Below are 18923 nucleotides of genomic sequence, written 5' to 3' on the forward strand. Positions count from 1 at the left end.
CCGATCAGATCGGCCCGGACAGTTGGCCTAAGCTCATTCTCTACATGATCATGGCAACGTCCGCGTTCGAAGGCATTCGCCGCCTTCTGACCGGGCGGAGCGGTCGGTTGGAGCCGTCAGTGGTAGCGGTCACCGAGTCGCCGTTCGAACGCGAGCGCGCGGATATGCGCGTCATGCTCACCGCCGTGGCGGCATCGCTGATCTACCTCGCGCTGTTCGAGATCGTCGGGTTTTTCTGCGACACCGTGGTTTTCATCCTGGCCCTGATCTGGATCGGCCGGTTTCGCCGCTTCTGGACCGCGCTTGCCATCAGCGTGGTGGCGACCTTGCTTTTCATGCTGGTATTCATGCGGGTGATTTTCGTCGCCCTACCCCTCGGCATCGGCCCGTTTGAATGGCTGTCGACCAGCCTGATGCGCCTTCTCGGCGTCCACTGAGAGGGCTGAATGCACACCCTTCAATTGCTGCTGGCCGGATTTGCCGAGGTTTTCAAACCGCTGGACCTGCTGATGATGTTCATCGGCCTGCTGATCGGTATGGCCGTTTCGATCATGCCCGGACTCGGCCTGGTCATGGGTGTGGTTCTTGCCCTTCCGTTCACTTACGGAATGGCACTCGAACCGTCGATCATCCTGCTGACCGCGATCTACATGTCAGGAACCTATGCCGGATGTTTTACCGCAATTCTTTACCGCATCCCCGGCGAGCCGATGGACGTGCCGCTGCTTTGGGACGGCTATGCGATGACCCAGCGCGGCGAGGCCGCCAAGGCCCTGGGCTGGGCGCTGGTCGCAGCGCTGACCGGCGGACTGGTCTCGACCGCGGTCATGACCACCTTGGCGACGCCGCTAAGTGAATTCGCTCTCAAGTTTGGCGCGCCTGAATATTTCGCGGCGGTGTTCTTCGGTCTCACCACCGTCGTCGCGCTGGCGGGCACATCGATCCCCAATGCGTTGATCAGCCTGTTTCTCGGTCTTCTGGTCGCCACCATCGGAACCGACAGCACCTACGGGACCGAACGCTTTACCTTCAATTCGCCGATCTTGACCAATGGCGTACCCTACGTGATGGTTCTGGTCGGGATGTACGGTTTCGGCGAGATCCTGATCAAGCTCGGGCAGAGTCTGCACGTCGAAGTACCGCCCGACCGCGCCAGCACCAAAACCCGTTTCCCGTCATTCGCTGAACTATGGCAATTGCGCGCGACGTTCGTGCGCAGCACGTTTCTGGGTACGATTCTGGGCGTGGTACCGGGCGCCGGCGCCACCATCACATCCTTCGTATCCTATGCGATCGAAAAGCAATATGGCCGCCGCGGAAACCAGATCGGCACCGGGATTCCGGAAGGGATTGTCGCGCCGCAAATTGCATCGACGGCATCGGTCGCCGGGCACATCGTCCCGCTGCTGACGCTCGGCATTCCCGGCAGCGGCGCAACCGCGGTGATTCTCGCGGCGTTCCTGCTGCACGGCGTGCAGCCAGGTCCGTTCCTGTTCGAGAACCCGGAGTCGACGCTGGTCGTCTATACCATCATGGCATCGATGTTCGTCGCCGTTGTCGGCATGTGCCTGATGGGTTTTGCCTGGATCCATGTCGTGGTGAAGGTGCTGACTATCCCCCAGGGCGTGCTGGCCGCGATCGTCATCATGTTCTGCCTGATCGGCGCATTCGCCGACCGCAACACCATCTCCGACATGTGGATGATCGTCATCTTCGGTACGCTGGCGGCCTTGTTCGAACGCTATCGTTTTCCGGTTTCGCCGATGGTACTGGGCGCGATCCTCGGTCCGCTGGCTGAGGATTCCTACATGCGCAGCATGATCACCTATCATCGTGACTGGACGGTATTCTTCACCCAGCCGATCGCCGGCAGCCTGATGGCTCTGTCGATCGTCTCGCTGTCCTACCCCATCGTGCGCAGCCTGGTCGCGCGCCGCCGCGCGATGGTGGCTGCGATGCAGTATCCTGATCTTTGAAACAAGCGGAGAATATCATGCGGTTGCGTGCCAAGGTTGCAATCGTGACGGGGGCTGCCGGCGGGATCGGCAAAGCCATCGCGGCTGCCTACGTGCGCGAAGGCGCGCGGGTCGTTGTCGTGGACATCGACGAGCGCAAAGGCAACGACGCTGCCTCCGAGATCGCGGCGAAGGGCGAAGCGATCTGCATCCGCGCCGACGTGACTGATTCCGGCTCGGTTAACCGAATGGCCAGCGAGGTCGATCGTCGCTTCGGCCGCATCGACATTCTCGTCAACAATGTCGGCGTCCGTACCACCAAGCCGTTTCTGGAACATACCGACGCGGATTGGAACATCATGATCGCAACCAACCTGACAGGGCCTTTTTTCTGCGCCCGCGCGGTCACGCCTTTCATGATCCGCGGCGGCGGCGGCCGCATCATCAATACCGCTTCAATCGCGAGCTTCGTCGGACGACCCAACCGTGTCGCCTATGTTTCGGCCAAATCGGGGCTGATGGGCATGACGCGGGCGCTGGCGATCGATCTTGGCCGCAGCGGCATTACCGTGAACGCGATCGTGCCCGGCTCGATCAACTCGCCGATGAATGCATCGCAGGCGGCGGATGCGGTTCATGACTGGGGCAAGGAAACGCCGGTCGGCCGCTGGGGAACGCCGGAGGACATCGCCAACGCGGCCGTGTTTCTCGCGCTCGATGAATCCAGTTACATCACCGGCACGGATTTGACGGTGGATGGCGGCTGGGTTTCGACCAAGGCGCGGGCAGGCGAACTCGCTTAAATCGCCAGGCGAAATTCAGCGGCTGACGAAATCATCGCGAATCAGCTCACGCAATTTACGCTTCAGTGCAATATAGGGGGCGTCATCCTCGTCACGTGGTCTCGGCAAATCAACCCTGACGAACTCCTTCACGCTTCCGGGACGGCTTGTCATCACCGCGATGCAGTCCGAAAGCTTGATGGCTTCGTCGATGCTGTGGGTGACGAGCAGAACTGTCTTTGGTTCGCGCTGCCAGATCCGGACCAGTTCATCCTGCATGAAGCTCCGGTTTTGAGCGTCGAGCGCGGCAAAGGGCTCGTCCATCAGCAATAGCTGCGGCTGTACCGCAAGCGCCCTGGCGATCGCAACACGCTGGCGCATGCCGCCGGAAAGCTGATGCGGGAATTTCGTTTCGAAGGCTTCGAGACCGACCAATCCGATGTAGTGCCGGGTGATGTCCTCGCGTTCCTTCCTGGCCACTTCTTTCATTTCGAGACCGAAGACGATGTTCTGAAACACGTTCATCCAGGGGAACAGGGCGTAGTCCTGGAAAATCATGGTGTTGCGCCAGCCCGGCAGGTCGATCGAAACCCCGTCCACCATCACCGCTCCCGTCGTGGCGCGCTCGAAGCCGGCGGCGATGTTGAGAAGCGTCGTCTTGCCGCATCCGCTATGCCCGAGAATGCTGCAAAAATGATTATCCGGGACCTCGAACGTCACGTCGCGAAGCGCGACCACACTGCTCGAAGCGTCACTCTCTCCGTAGATTTTCGATACGCCGTTTACCGCCAGCCGACCCATTGCATAATCCTATTTGCGCATCGCCAGGGACCACGGAAGCAGCCGGCGGCCCAGCGCCAGGATGGCGGTATCGATCGACAATCCGACGATACCGATCGCCAGCATTCCGACGATGATCGTATCGGTACGAAGCATGCTGCGCGCATCGTTGATGATAAAGCCAAGGCCCGAATTGGCGCCGACCAGTTCCGCGGCCACCAGCGCCATCCAGCCTACCCCAAGTCCGATGCGCACACCGGTAATGATTTGCGGGAGCGCACCGATGAATACGATACGCACCAGCAATTTGCGCTCCGGCGCGCCCAGGCTGCGGGCGGCCCGGATCAGAAGCGGATCGATGTTCTTTACCCCGACGATGGTGTTGATCAGGATCGGGAAAAAGATACCGAGAAAAATGATGAACTCATTCTGTTCGTCGCCGATGCCGAACCACAGGATGCTGAGCGGTATCCAGGCGAGCGGCGGAATTGGGCGCAGAATTTCCATGACGGGATTGACCTGATTATAGGCCAGGCGCCACCACCCCATCGCAATGCCAAGCGGAATGGCGCATGCGGCAAACAGGAACGCTACCGCTTCGCGCTTGAGGCTGGCCATCAGGTGGTAAAACAGCTCGCCGGATACAATCATCCCCGCCGCGGTGACGGCGATCGTGGTCGGGGCCGGCATCAGCACCGCCATATAAGGATCGATGCTCGGTATCCAGACCTTGGACGCAAACTGCCACACGGCCAGCAGAACGATCAACAAGATGAAATTCGGCAGCAAAAGCAGGATTCGGAGCAATTGCTGGCGAAACCATTTGCCGAACGACGGCACCACGCCCGGTTCGGTCTTCTCAACCGGCGCAGTTTCCAATCCGCTCATCGTCGCCACGCGCTGCCTTGCATCGACCGGCCGCGAAGGGCTGGTTTTCGCGCCTTTATCGATGGGCTCTGCATCCATAGCCTCTGCCGGCCGGTCATGGCATCGCCATCACGGCTGGTAGGTCTTGCCGTCGAAGGTCCAGGCCCTGGTGAGATCGCCCTTTTCAGGCCACGGCTGCGGATCCTTCAATGTGGCGGCATTGGCATAGGCCGGATAGGGCAGTTCGCCGATTTTTCCGGTCCAGCCGGCCGGAATGAACGGCGCCTGGGTCGGGATTTTCCAGCCGAGCTTCTGGTAGGTCTTGTCCATGAACTGGACGTCGAAGGAGTCTTCGTAGTCCTTCGCGGTCAGCACCCTGGTAAGCCGACTGCGGTCCTTCAGCCATTTCGCGATACGGGCGTTTTCCTCACCCCACATCTTGGCGAACGGGTAACTGGAGGTCGGCTTGTACAGATTGTTGTAGAGTTGAGTTTGCTGCAGCAGCAGCGGCTTTCCGTAGACCTTCAGCATGGGCTCGGCGGCGAGGAAGTCGGCGGCCTTGTCCGGATTGAGCCGGATCCACAGCGTCGACTCCATGAAGGCGTCGCTGATCGCCTGAACCACATCAGGCACGTTGTCGATCAGTTCCTGCCGCACATAGAACATTCCTTCATAGAGATTGTAGGGAAAGATGGTGTCGACTTCGCGCCCGGTCTTGCGATCCTCGGTGATGATGGTCACCGAAGGCTCCCAAGGCACGACGGCACCGATCCCCTTCGCCATCAGCAATTGTTCGCCGGGAGGCATGTTCTTCAGAATGACGTCCTTGCCGATCTGCAAGCCAACCACCTCGGCGGCCTGGGTGAAGTAAAATTCGGCCGAAGAACCGGTAACGATACCGATCGTCGCGGGCGGATTGCTGCCTTTCAGATCAGCAAGCGATTTCACCGGCGAGTCCAGCGGCACTACGGTCGAATGCTTCAGGTTCGGCGCCACCACGGCGATGGCGCGCACTGGAATGCCGCGATCGAGCAGCGAGGTGAACGGAAAATTCCCGCCATTGCCGACCTGGATGCGGGCGGCGGCTATCGCCTCATTGAGGTCGGGACCCGAAGCAAAGACCTGGAATTTGGATTCGAGGCCGCGTTTCTCCAGTAGGCCGGCTTTGTCCATCACCACATTGACGGTGTTCTGGCCGGAGAATGGGCCCTGCCATCCCACCGCGAGCGGCCACCAGCCCTTCTGTTTCAGCCAGGCAATGGATTTGTCGGAAACCCGTTCGTAGGGCTGCGGCCAGCCCCAGTCGGTAAAACCCTGCGCCATCGCGGGAACGATGCCGCACAATATCCCGGCCAGCGTTGCCGCGATCAACAATCCCAGTCTCGTTCCTGACGGCTTTTGCATGTTTTCCCCCACCGATTTTGGTTTGCCGATTTTGGTTTGCTTTGTTGGCGGGATGATCCCGCAAATTCATGTGGCCTTCCTCGAACAGTCGAGCCATCGAAAGCAGACCCGCTCCCGACAGCTTCCTAAACCGGCTCGATCACAAACAGCGTGCGTCCATATTCAACGAGGTCGCCGACCTCCGCCCCGATTTGCGTCACCCGTCCGTCGAACTCGGAGTTGATTGTCGTGAACAGCTTCATCACCTCGATAATGCAAAGCGGCTGGCCTGGACGAACCACCGTACCGATTTCGACGAAGGGCGGCGCATCGGGGCTCGGCGAGCGGTAGAAGGTGCCGACCATCGGCGCCGTCACTTCCATTTGACCCGACGTTTTCCTGACGGTCGCCGGTTGACCGGCACGAACCGGCTGCGGCACGACGGCTGCCGGCGCTGCGGGCACCGCACGTTCGGCCACCGGCGCAATGTAATTGGGGGCGGCATTCCGGCGCACCACCAGCTTCATGTCGCCGGTTTCGACAATGAGTTCGTCGCACGAACTGCTGTCGATGATTTTCAATATCTCGGCGACTTCGTCGTATCGCAAACTCACGAACGCTCCTTTTCACTGGAACTCTTGTCATCGTCGATCGTCACCGCCAGTTGCCTCGCGGCCGCCTGCAGCAGCGGGATGTGCGTGATCGCCTGTTGCAGCGACATCCGCGCCGACGGCGCCGAAATGGCAAGAGCCGCCACCGTCTGTTTCCTCGGACCGCATACGGGAACCGCAACGCACACCACGCCGGCCAGGAATTCCTGGTTGTCGACGGCAACGCCCGCCGCGTGAATCTTCTCCAGCTCTTGTTCCAGACGCGCGGCGTCGGTAAAGGTATTCTGGGTATAGCGATAAAGCGGGATCGAACTCAGCATCAGCGCGCGCTTTTGTGCCGGCAACAGGCTTAGAAACAACTTGCCCATCGACGTGCAGTGCAGCGGGACCCGCGACCCGGGTTCAAAACGCAAGCCGAACGGCCAAGCCGATTCGACGCGGTCGAGATAAACGACATGGCTGCCGGCCATGACGCCGAAATTGCAGGTCTCGCCAATTTGTTGCGAGAGCGATTGCAGAATCGCATGGCGTGGCGCCCGTGACATCGAGGCCGCAACGATATCGAGACCAAGCCGCTCCAATCGCGCACCCGGGACATACCGGTTACTGCCGGGCTCGCGTTGCAGCAGTCCTTCGTCTTCCAGCATGTGCGCGATACGATGCGCGGTAGCCTTCGGAATCCCGAGCAAAGCACCGAATTCCGAAATTCCGAGCGGCCGGCGCGCGGTGGCGATGGCCTCGAGAATCGCTACCGCTTTGACGGTCGGAAACGCCTTCCCCGCCACATCCGAGGCCGGCGTCTCGGAATGATGATCGAGACCGCGCTTGAAGAGGTTTCCTGGATTGGATTGGGGATCGAAAGGAGCTTGCATGGGAAGCATTAGAAACCGGAACAAAAAGTCTTGCAATATGAAACGAAACGATGCCAGTCTAATAAATAACAAGCCTTAGGTAACTAGGTAGGGTTCGTCCTGGTGTCTCACCCCGTTAAGCGGACGTAGGCGGTGCGGCGGGTTTTGGTCGCCAATCGCGGTGAAATTGCCCTGCGGGCCGTCCAGGTCTGCCGACAACTCGGCCTGGAGAGCGTCGCCGTCTACAGTTCGGCCGACGCCAATTCGTCGCACCGCTGGGCCGCAGACCATGCCATCTGCATCGGCCCGCCCCAGCCAAAATCCAGCTATTTGAACGCCGGCGCTCTCGTAGAGACGGCGGTCGCCATGAAGTGCGACGCGATCTATCCCGGTTATGGCTTCCTGGCCGAAAACCACGTTTTCGCAGAGCGCAGCAAGCAAGCGGACCTCACCTTCATCGGACCCGACAGCGAATGCATCGCCCGCATGGGGGACAAGGTGACCGCGCGTCGAACCGCAGCCGCGCTCGGGATCCCGGTGGTGCCCGGCTCCGAGCAGGGCTTCAGGTCTGCGGAAGCGGCAAAATCGGCCAGCGCCGGCATCGGCTTTCCGCTGCTGTTGAAGGCAAGCGGCGGCGGCGGCGGCCGCGGCATGCGGGTGGTCGATCATCCCGACGACTTCGTCGCTCAATTCGAACAAGCCTCCGCGGAAGCGCTGGCGGCGTTCAGCAATGCCGAGGTCTATCTCGAAAGGTTCTTCCGGCAGGTCCGCCATATCGAAATTCAGGTATTCGGCGACACGCATGGCAACTACGTTCATCTCGGTGAGCGCGATTGCAGCGTGCAACGCCGGCACCAGAAGCTGGTCGAGGAGGCGCCCTCGCCCGCCCTCGACAGCGAAACCCGCCGCCAAATGGCGGAGGCGGCAGTCGCCCTGATCGCGGCGCTCAAATATGTCAACGCCGGCACCGTCGAATTCATCTACGACCCGTCGAGCGGGAAATTCTTTTTCATCGAAATGAATACCCGCATTCAGGTCGAGCATCCCGTGACCGAAATGGTGACCGGCACCGACCTGGTCCTTGAACAGTTTCGCGTCGCGGCGGGCGAGCGGCTGTCGTTTGGTTCGACATTTTCCAAGGGTCGTTCAGCCATCGAGTTCCGCATCAATGCCGAAGACGCCACACGCGATTTCCAGCCTTCGCCCGGAACGCTGAAGCGCTGGCGTCCTCCGAACGGACGCGACATTCGCGTCGACAGCCATGCTTACGAGAATTACGCGGTGCCGCCCTATTACGATTCGATGCTGGCCAAACTGGTGGTCAGCGGATCCGATCGGGCATCCTGCGTCGAGACCGCCAAATCCGCGCTTGCACGCTTTCAGGTTTCGGGGTTGACCACCACCGTTGGATTCCATGAGCAGTTGTTACAACGGCCGGAATTCGCGCATGCGGAAGTCCATACGCGCTGGATCGAGGAAAACTTCCAGATGGCGGCCGACTGATGGGCAACGGGCGAACCATTCAACTCGTCGATGTCAGCTTGCGTGACGCGCCGCAATGTCTCTGGGCGACGCGCATGACCACGGCGATGATGGCCGACCTTGCCCCGCGGCTCGACCGCGCCGGCTTTGCGGCTATCGACCTGGTCGGCGGCGCGGTGTTCGACGTCTGCGTGCGCTACCTTCGCGAGGATCCATGGGAGCGCATGCGCATCCTCAGCGGCTGGATCAAGCAGACGCCGCTGATCGTGATGACACGCGGCCAGAGCCTGTTCACGTTCGAGTTCTTCCCCGACGATATCGTCGAACTTACCGCCGAACGCATCTTCGCCAACGGCATGCGCTATCACACACCGTACGACGCGCTCAACGACATGCGCAACATGCGGGTTCCGGTGCGCGCGGCCAAAAAAGTCGGGCTCTATACCGCCGGTGGCGTGGTTTATACCGTGAGTCCGGTCCACACCGACGATTACTACGCCCGCAAGACGCGCGAACTGGCAGCGCTTGGCGTTGACGCCGTCTATCTAAAGGACCCAAGCGGACTGCTGACGCCGGAGCGCGTAAAGACACTGATTCCGGCGATCAAGGCCGCCTGCGGCGAACTCCCCCTGCAGCTGCATTCCCATTGCCTTACGGGACTGGCCCCCTACACAGCGTGTCGCGCCGTCGAACTCGGCGTCGATGTGGTGCACACCGCGACCTCGACACTGGCAAATGGCGCCTCCCATCCTTCTACCGAATGGTTCACGCGCAACATCCGGCGCAACGGTTTCGAGGTTCCCGTCGACCTCGCGATGGTCGAGGAAGTCGCCGAGCGCCTGCGCTATATCGCCAGGCGCGAGGACAAGCCGCTCGGCGACATCGTCGAATACGACGCGTTTCATTACGAGCACCAAATGCCGGGCGGCATGATTTCCAACCTGAAATCGCAATTGACGCCGCTCGGTATCGGTGATCGCCTGCCCGAAGTTCTCGAGGAAGCGGCGCGCGTGCGTTGCGATCTCGGCTATCCCATCATCGTCAGTCCGTTCGCACAATTCGTCATGACGCAGGCGGTTCTGAATGTGATGGGCAAGGAACGCTACGCCACCGTTCCGGACGAGGTCAAAAAATACGTGCTCGGCTACTACGGCGAGATTGCAGGACCGATCGATCCAAATCTTTTCGACCGCATCACCAAAGGCGCGGAGCCGACGACCGCACGGCCGGGCGACCTGCTGGAGCCTGGAATCCCGAAAATCCGGCGCGAGCGCGGGCCTTTCAGTTCAGACGATGATCTCCTGCTGGCGGCGTTCTATCCCGACCGGGAATATCAGGCGCTCAAGGCCGCCGGCCCGATCGAAACTCGTTATCCGCTGGCCTCTACCCCGCTCGCTACCCTGCTGAAGGAGGTAGCGCTGCGCCGCGACATTCGCTCGTTCCACTTCATCCAACGCCCCAGAGCACTAGCATGACAGTCCCCGCCATCATCACCGTTGCCATCACCGGCGCCATTCCGCGCAAAGCCGATACGCCCGCCGTGCCGGTCACGCCGGTCGAGCAGATTGAATCCACCCACGAGGCCTTTGAGGCCGGCGCCACGGTCGCGCATATCCATGTGCGCAATCCCGACGAGAGCCCAAGTTCAGATCCGGATCTGTTCGCGCAGGTGCAGGAAGGCGTGGTCAAGCACTGCCCCGGCATGATCGTGCAATTTTCGACCGGCGGCCGCGGCCGCTCGCAAAACGAGCGTGGCCGGATGCTGTACCTCAAGCCGGAGATGGCATCGCTCGCTACCGGCTCGGTGAATTTCGCAACCCAGATTTACGAGAACCCGCCACAGCTGGTCGAGGATCTCGCCAAGTCAATGCTGGAGTATGATGTCAAGCCGGAAATCGAGGTGTTCGACGTCGCCATGCTTTACAACGCGCGAAACCTTGCGGACCGCGGCCTGCTTAAGCGGCCATGTCAGGTCCAGTTCGTCATGGGCATACCCAACGCGCTGCCGCCCCGCCGTGCGCTGCTGGAATTCCTGATTTCAGAGCTGAAGCAGCTGATGCCGGACGCGACCTGGTCGGCAGCCGGAATCGGACGGCAGCAACTCGAGGTCAATCACTGGTGCCTTGAACTCGGCGGTCACGTTCGTACCGGGCTTGAGGACAACATCAAGTTCGACAAGGACCGGCTTGCACGCAGCAACGCCGAACTAGTGGCGCGGGTCGCCGAATTGTGCGGGAAATATGGACGGCATCCCGCCACGGCGGCAGAAGCGAGGCAAATATTAAAACTGCCTGCGGCTTAGAAACCAAAGGCAAAAACAGAGGGGGAAACGACAATGGAACGGCCACATCAGGAAGTCACTGCGCCGACGATTTCGCCAGGCACGGTTGCATTCGCCAGCGCGATCGGCACGACAATCGAGTGGTATGATTTCTTTCTGTATGGGGTGGTCACACCGCTGGTATTGAACAAGCTGTTTTTTCCGAACTTCGACGCCGTCGTCGGCACCTTGCTGGCGTACACGACGTTCTTTGTCGGCTTCATATCCCGCCCGATCGGCGGAATCATCTTCGGTCACTTTGGAGACCGCATCGGCCGCAAGACCGTGCTGATCCTCACGCTGATCATCATGGGCACCGCCACCTTTCTGATAGGCCTGCTTCCAACCTATAGCTCCATCGGAATCTGGGCGCCGATCCTGCTGCTCCTGCTTCGTGTGTTCCAGGGAATCGGCATCGGCGGCGAATGGGGCGGCGCAGTCCTGATGGCGGTCGAGCATTCGCCGGCCGGACGGCGCGGCTTCTATGGCAGCTGGCCGCAGATCGGCGTGCCGGCGGGATTGCTGCTGAGCGCCGGCGCCGTTTACGTGCTCTCCTATCTGTCAGACGCCGACTTTCTCGCCTGGGGCTGGCGCATTGCGTTTCTGATCAGCGCCGTATTGGTGGTGGTGGGTCTCTATATCAGGCTCAAGGTCATGGAGACGCCGGCCTTCAACCGAATCCAGCAGGAGGATAAAATCGTCGCTGTACCGGTGGTGGATTTGTTCAAGACCCACGGCAAGAACACGCTGCTCGGACTGGGCGCGCGTTACATCGAAGGCGTCACCTTCAACACTTTCGGCGTATTCATCATCGGCTATCTGACCGGCGCGTTGCATCTGTCACGGCAGACAGCGCTGGCGGGCGTAATGATCTCGTCGGCGATCATGATCGTCATGCTGCCGATCTACGGCAACCTGTCGGACCGCTACGGCCGGCGGCGCCTCTATGCGTTCGGAGCCCTTGGAATTGGCGTGCTGACATTCCCGGCGTTCTGGCTGATGCAGACGCAATCGCCGATCCTGGTCTGGATCGCGATTGCCATTCCTTTCGCCTTTGTCTACCCGGCGGTCTACGGACCGCAGGCGGCGTTATTCTCGGAATTGTTCGATACCCGCGTGCGCTATACCGGGACGTCCTTTGTCTATCAATTCTCCGGTATCTTCGCGAGCGGCCTGACACCGATCATCGCCACCGCGCTGCTGCCGCTCGACGACAACAAGCCGTGGCTGATTTGCCTGTATGTTCTGGTGGTGAGCATCATCAGCGCGCTATCCGTCTATGCCATGATGGAGTCTAACAAGCGGGACATGGCTGTCGATAACCAGGCAGCTAAGGCCGCCTAACGGGACGACTGCTTACAAGGACCCGGCGCGATCATATGGATCTCAATCTCAAAGATCGCGTCGCGGTCGTCACTGGCGCAGGCTCGGGTATCGGCGAAGGCATTGCCCGGGCGCTCGCGGCCGAAGGTTGCAAGCTTTCCATTCTGGATCGCGATGCGAGCGCGGCACAAAAAACAGCTTCGTCACTCACCGGCACCATGGCCCAATCGACTGCGGTCGATGTCGGCGATTCCGCCGCGGTGGAAAGGGTTTTCGCGGAAACCATCGCCACATTTGGCCGCCTCGATATTCTCGTCAATGCAGCCGGCGTGCTCTCGACCGGTCTCGTGGCCGATCTGCCGGTCACGGAGTGGCAACGGATAGCGCAGGTCAACCTCGCCGGCGTGATCTATTGCGTGAAAGCCGCTATCCCGGTCATGAAACGGCAACGTCATGGCCGCATCATCAACATCGCGTCGGTGTCGGCGATGCGCGGCGGCGGCTCGGTCGGCAACACGCTGTACGGCACCACCAAAGCCGGTGTGGTGGCGCTCACCATGGGGTTGGCGCGCGAGTTGGGTCCTTTCGGCATCACAGCCAACGCCATCGCTCCCGCCGTGGTCGATACCGCGATGACCCACGCTGCGCTCACCGAGGACGCCAAACGCAGGATTTTGGAACGCATTCCGCTCGGCCGCCTGGCTCGACTGTCAGACATCGCAGACCTCGCAGCTTTTCTTGCTTCAGATCGGGCCGGATTCGTTACCGGAGCAACCATACCGGTCGACGGAGGCATTCTCACCACGTGAGCATGCCTGTTTGCCTGCGGCCGGGTGCAGATTGTCAGCTTGAGATTCACCGAAACCAACTAAACGACGGCTTCGCGTTCGAGATGAGAGGGCCGGGATACGGTTCGTCAGTTTCTTCGGGGCGACTGCAGCAGATGAAAATCGCTGCCGAGGGCGACCAGAACCGCCGAACGGTCCATCTCGGCCGCAACACCGATGCATACGAGGCGCCCGGGACCTTCGACCCATGCAGGTGCGGGCTCCACGACCGAGCGGCGACCGACGACATGGAGCGTGACGAACTCGCCGGTTAGTTTTTGCAGGAATCCTTTGGCGCGCAGCAGCGCCAGATCGGGATCGGCAAGTACAGCGGCCAGTCTCTCTGCGTCGACGGGGCAGTCGATCTCAAGCTCCAATGCTTCGTAGCCCGCAGTCCGATGCTTCGACGGTTTTATTCGGTGCGCGATGGGCTGCGGTTCGGGTTGCCGTCCCAGGATAATTTCAGACGGAATGTCCGCATTCTGTGCCGGCGAAACCCGGGCACCCGGCACGATCTCGGCGAGCCAGCGGGAGATCGCGGCAACGCGCTCCGGCGGCACCAGGTCGATCTTGTTGAGAACGATGATGTCGGCGCCGGCAAGCTGCCCGCGTACCGTGTCGCTCATATAGCGATCGCCGGCGCGTTCCTCGACTGTTTCGGCATCGGCCAGCACGATCACGCCGTCGATGGCGAGACCGGGAAGCAGTGCGATCGATTGGACGATCGATCCGGGCAACGCGACGCCGCTGGTCTCGATCAGCAGATGGTCGATCCGCTGGCCGCGTGCCCTTATATCGATCAGGGCGGCGACCAGATCGCTGCCGAAGCTGCAGCAGATACAGCCGCCGGAAATGCTGATGAGGTTGTCTTCGCGGGCCACGATCAAATCGGCGTCGATCGGCAACGAACCGAACTCGTTGACAAGCACGGCCAGACGCCGGCCATCGGCATTTCGCAGCAACGAGTTAATCAGCGTCGTCTTGCCGGCGCCGAGATAGCCGCCAATCAACGTCACTGGAATTGGAAGGGTCATATCGAGGCCGCGGCGAAAATCCGGCCACCCTGCACGGTGCCCCAGATGCGCACGTCCTTCAGATGCTCGGCGCCGATCTCGGTCGGATCGTCTTCGAGCACGGCAAAGTCGGCGCGCTTGCCGCATTCGATCGATCCGATCTCGCCATCGAGGCCAAGGGTGTAGGCGGCGCCGAGCGTGATGGTCCGTATGGCTTCGGCAACAGAGATACGCTCCTCGGTGCCCAATGCGCGTCCGCTGGCCGTCAGGCGATTGACCGCGCACCATGCCGTGAACAGCGGTCCGAGCGGCGTTACCGGCGCGTCCGAATGGATGGCCAGGGGAACGCCGCTGGCGAGAGCGGTCGCGCAGGCATTCATCCGCTGCGCGCGCTCCGGGCCCACGGTCAGCGCATAGTGCTGATCGCCCCAGTAGAAATGGTGATTTGGAAACAGATTGACGCACATCCCGAGCGATCGCATGCGGCGGAATTGCGCCGCATTTGCAAGCTGGCAGTGCTGCAAGGTGAAGCGATGGTCCGGCGATGGGTACTTGCGAAGCGCCTGTTCGAGCGTGTCAAGCACCAGTTCCGTCGCCTCGTCGCCGTTGGTATGGCTGTGAACCCGAATGCCGGCCGCCAGCGCGCGTTCGAAAATATCGCGAAGCTGCTCCGGCGCAATGTACCACAGGCCGTTGGGCGCGCCGTTATAGTATCCCGGAGACAATAGCCGCGCCGAAAATCCCTGAATCGAACCGTCCACAACGATCTTGATCATACCCAGCCGCAGACGGTCCGAACTCAGCGTGCGCAATTCGAGGACGCGTGCGACCAGCTCGGCCGGGCTGATCTCGCGCGCGACGCGCAGCGACACGATGCGGGCGGGAAAGTCGTCCTCGCCGGTGACCTGCCGCATCATCTCGACCGCGGGCTGCGGCAGCAGGTTGGCGAGGTCGGCGGCCGTCGTCACGCCCTTTCGCACGCACAGTCGCGCGAATGCCCGCAAGCCCGGTTCATCGGAGGCCAGCAATCCCCGATCGAGCCCGACATGGGGGCCCAGCGGCGTCATGGCTTCCGGGCCTTTCATTTCGCCGGTCGGCACGCCGTCAGGCCCAAGCGGAACGCCGGGATGATTGACGCCGGGACGCAGCATGCCCGCCAATTCCAGCGCCATGGTGTTGACGTTCATGATGTGACCGCTGGCATGCATGATGCCGATCGGCCGCGTCGTCGTGACCCGGTCGAGATCCTGCCGCGTCATGCGCCGGTTGTTGAAGTAGATGGGATCGAGCGCCCACCCCGTCAGCGGCTGCTTCGGATCGGATAGCGCGGCATTGGCCTCGCTCAGCCGCGCAATGACCTCCTCGATCGACTTCACGCCGGGCCAGATCACGCCGTTGGGATCAGTGCGGTCGAAGTATCCGCAATAGACAAACCGCCATTGCACGCCCTCGGCCACATGGCTGTGGCCCTCCACCAGACCCGGCATCAGGATCTTGTCCGCAAAGCTTCGATCGAGCTGGTATTCGCCCCACCCGGTCAATTCGTCGAGGCTGCCGGCGCCGAGGATCGTGCCGTCGCGCACCGCGATATGGGTCGCGAGCGGCCGGCTCGGATTCATCGTGACGATTTTACGCGCCTGGTAGATGGTGGTCATGGCCTCAATCCTCGGCAGGCCGCAAGGGTCGTTCCTGCTCCATCGACAGTCAAGCGCCCGGCACGCCGGCAATAGCACATCGGTCTTGTGCAACTGGTCTACTCGACCGTCAAATTGACCTTGTCTCGCAGCAATCGCCAGATATGGGTCCGTACTTGGACAAAAGACGGTTGGTCCATCACGTCTTCGATCCGCTCATACTTGCTCCAGTTCTCCCTGTCCCGCAGTTGCGCAACATCCACAATTTCATAGATCCGGCCGGGACGACGACTCATCACGACGACCCTGTCGGCCAAATACACCGCCTCGTCGACCGCATGTGTGATGAACAGTACGGTACGCGGGTGGGCACGGCAGATACCTTTCAGTTCCTCCTGCATCACCGTTCTCGTTTGGGCGTCGAGCGCCCCGAACGGCTCATCCATCAGCAGCACATCCGGTGCAAGGACATAGCTTCGCGCGATGGCGACGCGTTGCTGCATTCCGCCTGAGAGCTGGTGGGGATAGGAATTTTCGTGACCGTCCAGGTTCATCATCGAAACGAATTTCCGTACTTCCTGGTTCTGCTTCTCGCGTGTCGCACCTTTACAACTCAAACCGAACGCGATGTTCTGAGCGACGGTTTTCCACGGAAACAGAGCGAACTGCTGGAACACCACAGCCCGATCAGGCCCCGGCCCCTGCACCTCCGTACCGCCGACGCGGACCCGACCGCCAGTCGGGAAATCCAGCCCGGCGACCAGCCGCAGAAGCGTGGTCTTGCCGCATCCTGATGGGCCGACGATCGCAACAAACTCCATATCCTTGATCTCAAGCGTGACATTGTCGAGGGCGCTGACCACGGAGCCGTTGACGCCGAAGTCGCGTCGCACGGATTCGATCTGTATGTGACTCAACTCTTCCTCCGTGAGGTCATTGGGAGTTTCGGCATTTATGCGCTCGCGCGCGAAACAATTCGGAAGCCTACGTCGTGCACCGTCGGAACATGCTGTTCTCCCGCGAGCCGCCGCAGGATGAGACTCGCGCTCAGTCGTCCGATCTCCCGCTGCGGCACATGGACCGTGCTCAACTGAGGTTCTATCACTTCCGCCAGAGGCGCATCGTCAAAGCCGGTTACGGCGATATCGCCCGGGACACGGACCCCCAGCCGGTTACACTCCAGAATGAACCCGGATGCGATCACGTCGCTCGCCGCGAATAGCGCATCCGGCTTGCGGTTCATTTCCGCAAAACGTCGTGCCAGTTCCACCCCGCTCGAAAGCTCCATCGGCATCGTGCTCACCCAATCTTCCCGAACCTCCAGCCCCGCCTTCGCAACGGCTGCCCGGAAACCGGCTTCACGCGCCTGTGTCCGGTCGTTGTCGGTTTGCGTGCCGCCTGCATAGGCCAGCAATTTCTGGCCCCGCCTGATCAGAAATTCGGTGGCCTGGAACGCCGCGTCAAAGTTCGAGAAGCCGACAGCCATATCGATTGGCTTCGAGCCGATGTTCCATGTCTCGACGATAGGCACGCCGGCGCGGGTCAAAAGACTTCGCGTCGCCCGCGTGTGCGTCAATCCGGTCAGAACCACACCGTCGGGTCCGTAACCCAGCAATGTGCGCACCAGCCGCTCTTCCTCGTCTTTGGAGTAGCCGCTGTGCCCGATGGTCAGGGTGTAACCCTCGACGGACAGCACCTCTTCAAGTCCATGGATGGTCTCTGCGAATACCGAGTTGGAAACGTTCGGCACGACGAGGGCGATGAGCTTGCTGCCCCGACGCAGCAGTGCACTCGCCATGAAATTGTGCACATAGCCGAGCTTGTTTGCTGCACGAACCACGACCTTGCGGGTTTCCGCCCTGACCGACGGATGGCCGCTCAACGCGCGTGAAACTGTCATCGGCGCGACCCCGGCAAGCCGCGCGACATCCCGCATCGCCGGGGCGCGTGAACGCTTAGACATGATCAAATGCCCGCCTGTTCAACGCTAGCGCGAAGGCAGGGACGAGACCGGCGCCTTCGAATGGCTTGCTCATGTTCGAAACATGTCCCGCACCGGGTCAAGCGAGGCCGGCCGGTCGCCGATCGCTTCGTTCGGATCGCCTCGCACGGTATACCCGCCGTCGATCGGAACGATCGCACCCGTAATGAACGCCGATCCCGGCAGAGCCAGAAAGCCTATCACGCGAGCGACTTCCTCGGGCAGGCCCCATCGTCCGACCGGCGCCCGTTCAGCCAAGCGCGCGTAGTCGATCATGCCAGCGTCGACACGCTGCTGCAGCGTACTCGTCAGAATATATCCGGGCGCCACAGCGTTGACGGTAACACCCTGCCGAGCTACCTCAACCGCCAGCGAACGCGTGAAGCCGATGATCGCCGCTTTGGCCGTCGCATAACCGATGCGGAACGGAAGACCGAGAATTCCCAGTACAGAAGAAATATTGATGATGCGCCCAAAAGCCTGTCGCTGCATCGAAGCAAGGCTGGCTTGACTGCAAATGAAGGTGCCCTTGACGTGGACATTCAGCATATCTTCGAAATCCGAAATCGGCATTTCCGTCAGCGGCACCATGCGCGGGGTCATGATGCCGGCGCAGTTGACCAGCACGCCGATTGGGCCGATGCGGGCCCCCAACTCCCCAAACGCAGACCGCACTCCGGCCGCATCGACCACGTCCGCGGCCGCACCGGCGGACTTGCAGGAATAATCCCTCCCAATAAGCAAAGCCGTGGATCTGGCCTTCTCTTCATCGAGGTCGAGTATGCCTATGGCTCCTCCGAGCCGGGCGAGCTCGCGCGCTACCTCCAAGCCGATACCGCTCGCACCTCCGGTCACCACGCAGCCAATGCCGTCGAGGCGCTCTGCGCGTCGGTTGCGCCGTTCAGGATTGGACGATTTCGCCGTCGACATCGATAATCTATCCCTTGACATCGCAGGGAGGACCGCAGGCAACCAATTCGATGGCAGTTGCCATTTCGCGCAGCTCGACGCACCGCTGGATCGACATTTCCACCATCAGTCCTCCTCGCGCGCGCGAGGCGATGCGAACAAAGTCATCCGCTCGGGCTCGCGCGCGCCACGCACACATGGTCAA

18 protein-coding genes are annotated in these 18923 nt (G+C 61.1%); 8 read left to right on the forward strand and 10 right to left on the reverse strand.

Features of this window, described 5'->3' with window-relative positions; genetic code table 11:
* The 3 genes from E7813_RS09745 to E7813_RS09755 all read left to right on the forward strand — a co-directional run.
* A partial coding sequence (locus tag E7813_RS09745) for a tripartite tricarboxylate transporter TctB family protein (RefSeq protein WP_291573245.1) occupies positions 1-437 on the forward strand: 437 nt, incomplete at its 5' end.
* Between the two features lie 9 nt (positions 438-446).
* Complete coding sequence (locus E7813_RS09750) at positions 447-1976, forward strand: tripartite tricarboxylate transporter permease (protein ID WP_291573247.1); 1530 nt, start codon at positions 447-449, stop codon at positions 1974-1976.
* 17 nt (positions 1977-1993) lie between these two features.
* A complete protein-coding gene (locus E7813_RS09755; RefSeq protein ID WP_291573249.1) occupies positions 1994-2758 on the forward strand; it encodes an SDR family NAD(P)-dependent oxidoreductase in 765 nt (254 codons plus the stop codon).
* A 15-nt stretch (positions 2759-2773) separates the two neighbouring features.
* Here E7813_RS09755 and E7813_RS09760 read toward each other — a convergent pair whose 3' ends face one another.
* The 5 genes from E7813_RS09760 to E7813_RS09780 form a co-directional block, all read right to left on the reverse strand.
* Positions 2774-3538 (reverse strand): ABC transporter ATP-binding protein, encoded by a 765-nt coding sequence (locus tag E7813_RS09760; protein ID WP_291573251.1) that lies wholly within the window; start codon positions 3536-3538, stop codon positions 2774-2776.
* 9 nt (positions 3539-3547) lie between these two features.
* Positions 3548-4483: an ABC transporter permease gene (locus tag E7813_RS09765; RefSeq protein ID WP_291573253.1), complete on the reverse strand. Its 936-nt coding sequence runs from the start codon at positions 4481-4483 to the stop codon at positions 3548-3550.
* Between the two features lie 30 nt (positions 4484-4513).
* Positions 4514-5788: an ABC transporter substrate-binding protein gene (locus tag E7813_RS09770; protein ID WP_291573255.1), complete on the reverse strand. Its 1275-nt coding sequence runs from the start codon at positions 5786-5788 to the stop codon at positions 4514-4516.
* 125 nt (positions 5789-5913) lie between these two features.
* Positions 5914-6381 (reverse strand): acetyl-CoA carboxylase biotin carboxyl carrier protein, encoded by a 468-nt coding sequence (gene accB / locus E7813_RS09775; RefSeq protein WP_291573258.1) that lies wholly within the window; start codon positions 6379-6381, stop codon positions 5914-5916.
* Positions 6378-7250 carry an IclR family transcriptional regulator gene (locus tag E7813_RS09780; protein ID WP_291573259.1) on the reverse strand — a complete coding sequence of 291 codons (873 nt, stop codon included), beginning with the start codon at positions 7248-7250 and terminating at the stop codon, positions 6378-6380. Before E7813_RS09780 ends, accB begins: the two co-directional genes overlap by 4 nt.
* Before the next feature lie 132 nt (positions 7251-7382).
* Here E7813_RS09780 and E7813_RS09785 point away from each other — a divergent pair, with 132 nt between their 5' ends.
* From E7813_RS09785 to E7813_RS09805, 5 genes are read left to right on the forward strand one after another with little or no spacing between them, the layout of a single operon-like run.
* On the forward strand, positions 7383-8732 hold the full coding sequence (locus E7813_RS09785) for an acetyl-CoA carboxylase biotin carboxylase subunit (RefSeq protein ID WP_291573261.1): 1350 nt from the start codon (positions 7383-7385) through the stop codon (positions 8730-8732).
* Positions 8732-10186 carry a pyruvate carboxylase subunit B gene (locus tag E7813_RS09790; protein WP_291573263.1) on the forward strand — a complete coding sequence of 485 codons (1455 nt, stop codon included), beginning with the start codon at positions 8732-8734 and terminating at the stop codon, positions 10184-10186. Before E7813_RS09785 ends, E7813_RS09790 begins: the two co-directional genes overlap by 1 nt.
* The gene (locus E7813_RS09795) at positions 10183-11013 is read left to right on the forward strand and encodes a 3-keto-5-aminohexanoate cleavage protein (protein WP_291573265.1); all 831 of its coding nucleotides are present in this window, start codon (positions 10183-10185) and stop codon (positions 11011-11013) included. Before E7813_RS09790 ends, E7813_RS09795 begins: the two co-directional genes overlap by 4 nt.
* Positions 11014-11046: 33 nt before the next feature.
* Entirely contained in the window at positions 11047-12375 is a 1329-nt protein-coding gene (locus E7813_RS09800) for an MFS transporter (protein WP_291573267.1), read from the forward strand.
* A gap of 35 nt (positions 12376-12410) precedes the next feature.
* Positions 12411-13163 carry an SDR family NAD(P)-dependent oxidoreductase gene (locus E7813_RS09805; RefSeq protein WP_291573269.1) on the forward strand — a complete coding sequence of 251 codons (753 nt, stop codon included), beginning with the start codon at positions 12411-12413 and terminating at the stop codon, positions 13161-13163.
* 107 nt (positions 13164-13270) lie between these two features.
* On the opposite strand, the gene E7813_RS09810 is transcribed toward E7813_RS09805, so the two are convergent.
* The 5 genes from E7813_RS09810 to E7813_RS09830 form a co-directional block, all read right to left on the reverse strand.
* Complete coding sequence (locus tag E7813_RS09810) at positions 13271-14215, reverse strand: GTP-binding protein (RefSeq protein WP_291573272.1); 945 nt, start codon at positions 14213-14215, stop codon at positions 13271-13273.
* On the reverse strand, positions 14212-15849 hold the full coding sequence (locus E7813_RS09815; RefSeq protein ID WP_291573274.1) for an amidohydrolase: 1638 nt from the start codon (positions 15847-15849) through the stop codon (positions 14212-14214). Before E7813_RS09815 ends, E7813_RS09810 begins: the two co-directional genes overlap by 4 nt.
* A 98-nt stretch (positions 15850-15947) precedes the next feature.
* Positions 15948-16745 carry an ABC transporter ATP-binding protein gene (locus E7813_RS09820; RefSeq protein ID WP_291573276.1) on the reverse strand — a complete coding sequence of 266 codons (798 nt, stop codon included), beginning with the start codon at positions 16743-16745 and terminating at the stop codon, positions 15948-15950.
* Positions 16746-16780: 35 nt separating this feature from the next.
* Positions 16781-17764, reverse strand: a complete 984-nt coding sequence (locus E7813_RS09825; RefSeq protein WP_291573278.1) for a LacI family DNA-binding transcriptional regulator — start codon at positions 17762-17764, stop codon at positions 16781-16783.
* Positions 17765-17860: 96 nt separating this feature from the next.
* Positions 17861-18739, reverse strand: coding sequence for an SDR family oxidoreductase (locus E7813_RS09830; RefSeq protein ID WP_291573280.1), 879 nt, complete (start codon positions 18737-18739; stop codon positions 17861-17863).
* Positions 18740-18923: the final 184 nt, after the last annotated feature.

It is taken from the genome of Bradyrhizobium sp. (assembly GCF_004799405.1).
Classification (GTDB): domain Bacteria; phylum Pseudomonadota; class Alphaproteobacteria; order Rhizobiales; family Xanthobacteraceae; genus Bradyrhizobium.

Excerpts from the sequence above, each read along its gene's own strand:
- E7813_RS09750 (WP_291573247.1), top strand. The coding sequence starts at position 447 with ATGCACACCCTTCAATTGCTGCTGGCCGGATTTGCCGAGGTTTTCAAA.
- E7813_RS09760 (WP_291573251.1), bottom strand. The coding sequence starts at position 3,538 with ATGGGTCGGCTGGCGGTAAACGGCGTATCGAAAATCTACGGAGAGAGT.
- E7813_RS09790 (WP_291573263.1), top strand. The coding sequence starts at position 8,732 with ATGGGCAACGGGCGAACCATTCAACTCGTCGATGTCAGCTTGCGTGAC.
- E7813_RS09805 (WP_291573269.1), top strand. The coding sequence starts at position 12,411 with ATGGATCTCAATCTCAAAGATCGCGTCGCGGTCGTCACTGGCGCAGGC.
- E7813_RS09825 (WP_291573278.1), bottom strand. The coding sequence starts at position 17,764 with ATGCGGGATGTCGCGCGGCTTGCCGGGGTCGCGCCGATGACAGTTTCA.
- E7813_RS09765 (WP_291573253.1), bottom strand. The coding sequence starts at position 4,483 with ATGGATGCAGAGCCCATCGATAAAGGCGCGAAAACCAGCCCTTCGCGG.
- E7813_RS09815 (WP_291573274.1), bottom strand. The coding sequence starts at position 15,849 with ATGACCACCATCTACCAGGCGCGTAAAATCGTCACGATGAATCCGAGC.
- E7813_RS09830 (WP_291573280.1), bottom strand. The coding sequence starts at position 18,739 with ATGTCGACGGCGAAATCGTCCAATCCTGAACGGCGCAACCGACGCGCA.
- E7813_RS09780 (WP_291573259.1), bottom strand. The coding sequence starts at position 7,250 with ATGCAAGCTCCTTTCGATCCCCAATCCAATCCAGGAAACCTCTTCAAG.
- E7813_RS09755 (WP_291573249.1), top strand. The coding sequence starts at position 1,994 with ATGCGGTTGCGTGCCAAGGTTGCAATCGTGACGGGGGCTGCCGGCGGG.
- E7813_RS09810 (WP_291573272.1), bottom strand. The coding sequence starts at position 14,215 with ATGACCCTTCCAATTCCAGTGACGTTGATTGGCGGCTATCTCGGCGCC.
- E7813_RS09795 (WP_291573265.1), top strand. The coding sequence starts at position 10,183 with ATGACAGTCCCCGCCATCATCACCGTTGCCATCACCGGCGCCATTCCG.
- E7813_RS09800 (WP_291573267.1), top strand. The coding sequence starts at position 11,047 with ATGGAACGGCCACATCAGGAAGTCACTGCGCCGACGATTTCGCCAGGC.
- E7813_RS09770 (WP_291573255.1), bottom strand. The coding sequence starts at position 5,788 with ATGCAAAAGCCGTCAGGAACGAGACTGGGATTGTTGATCGCGGCAACG.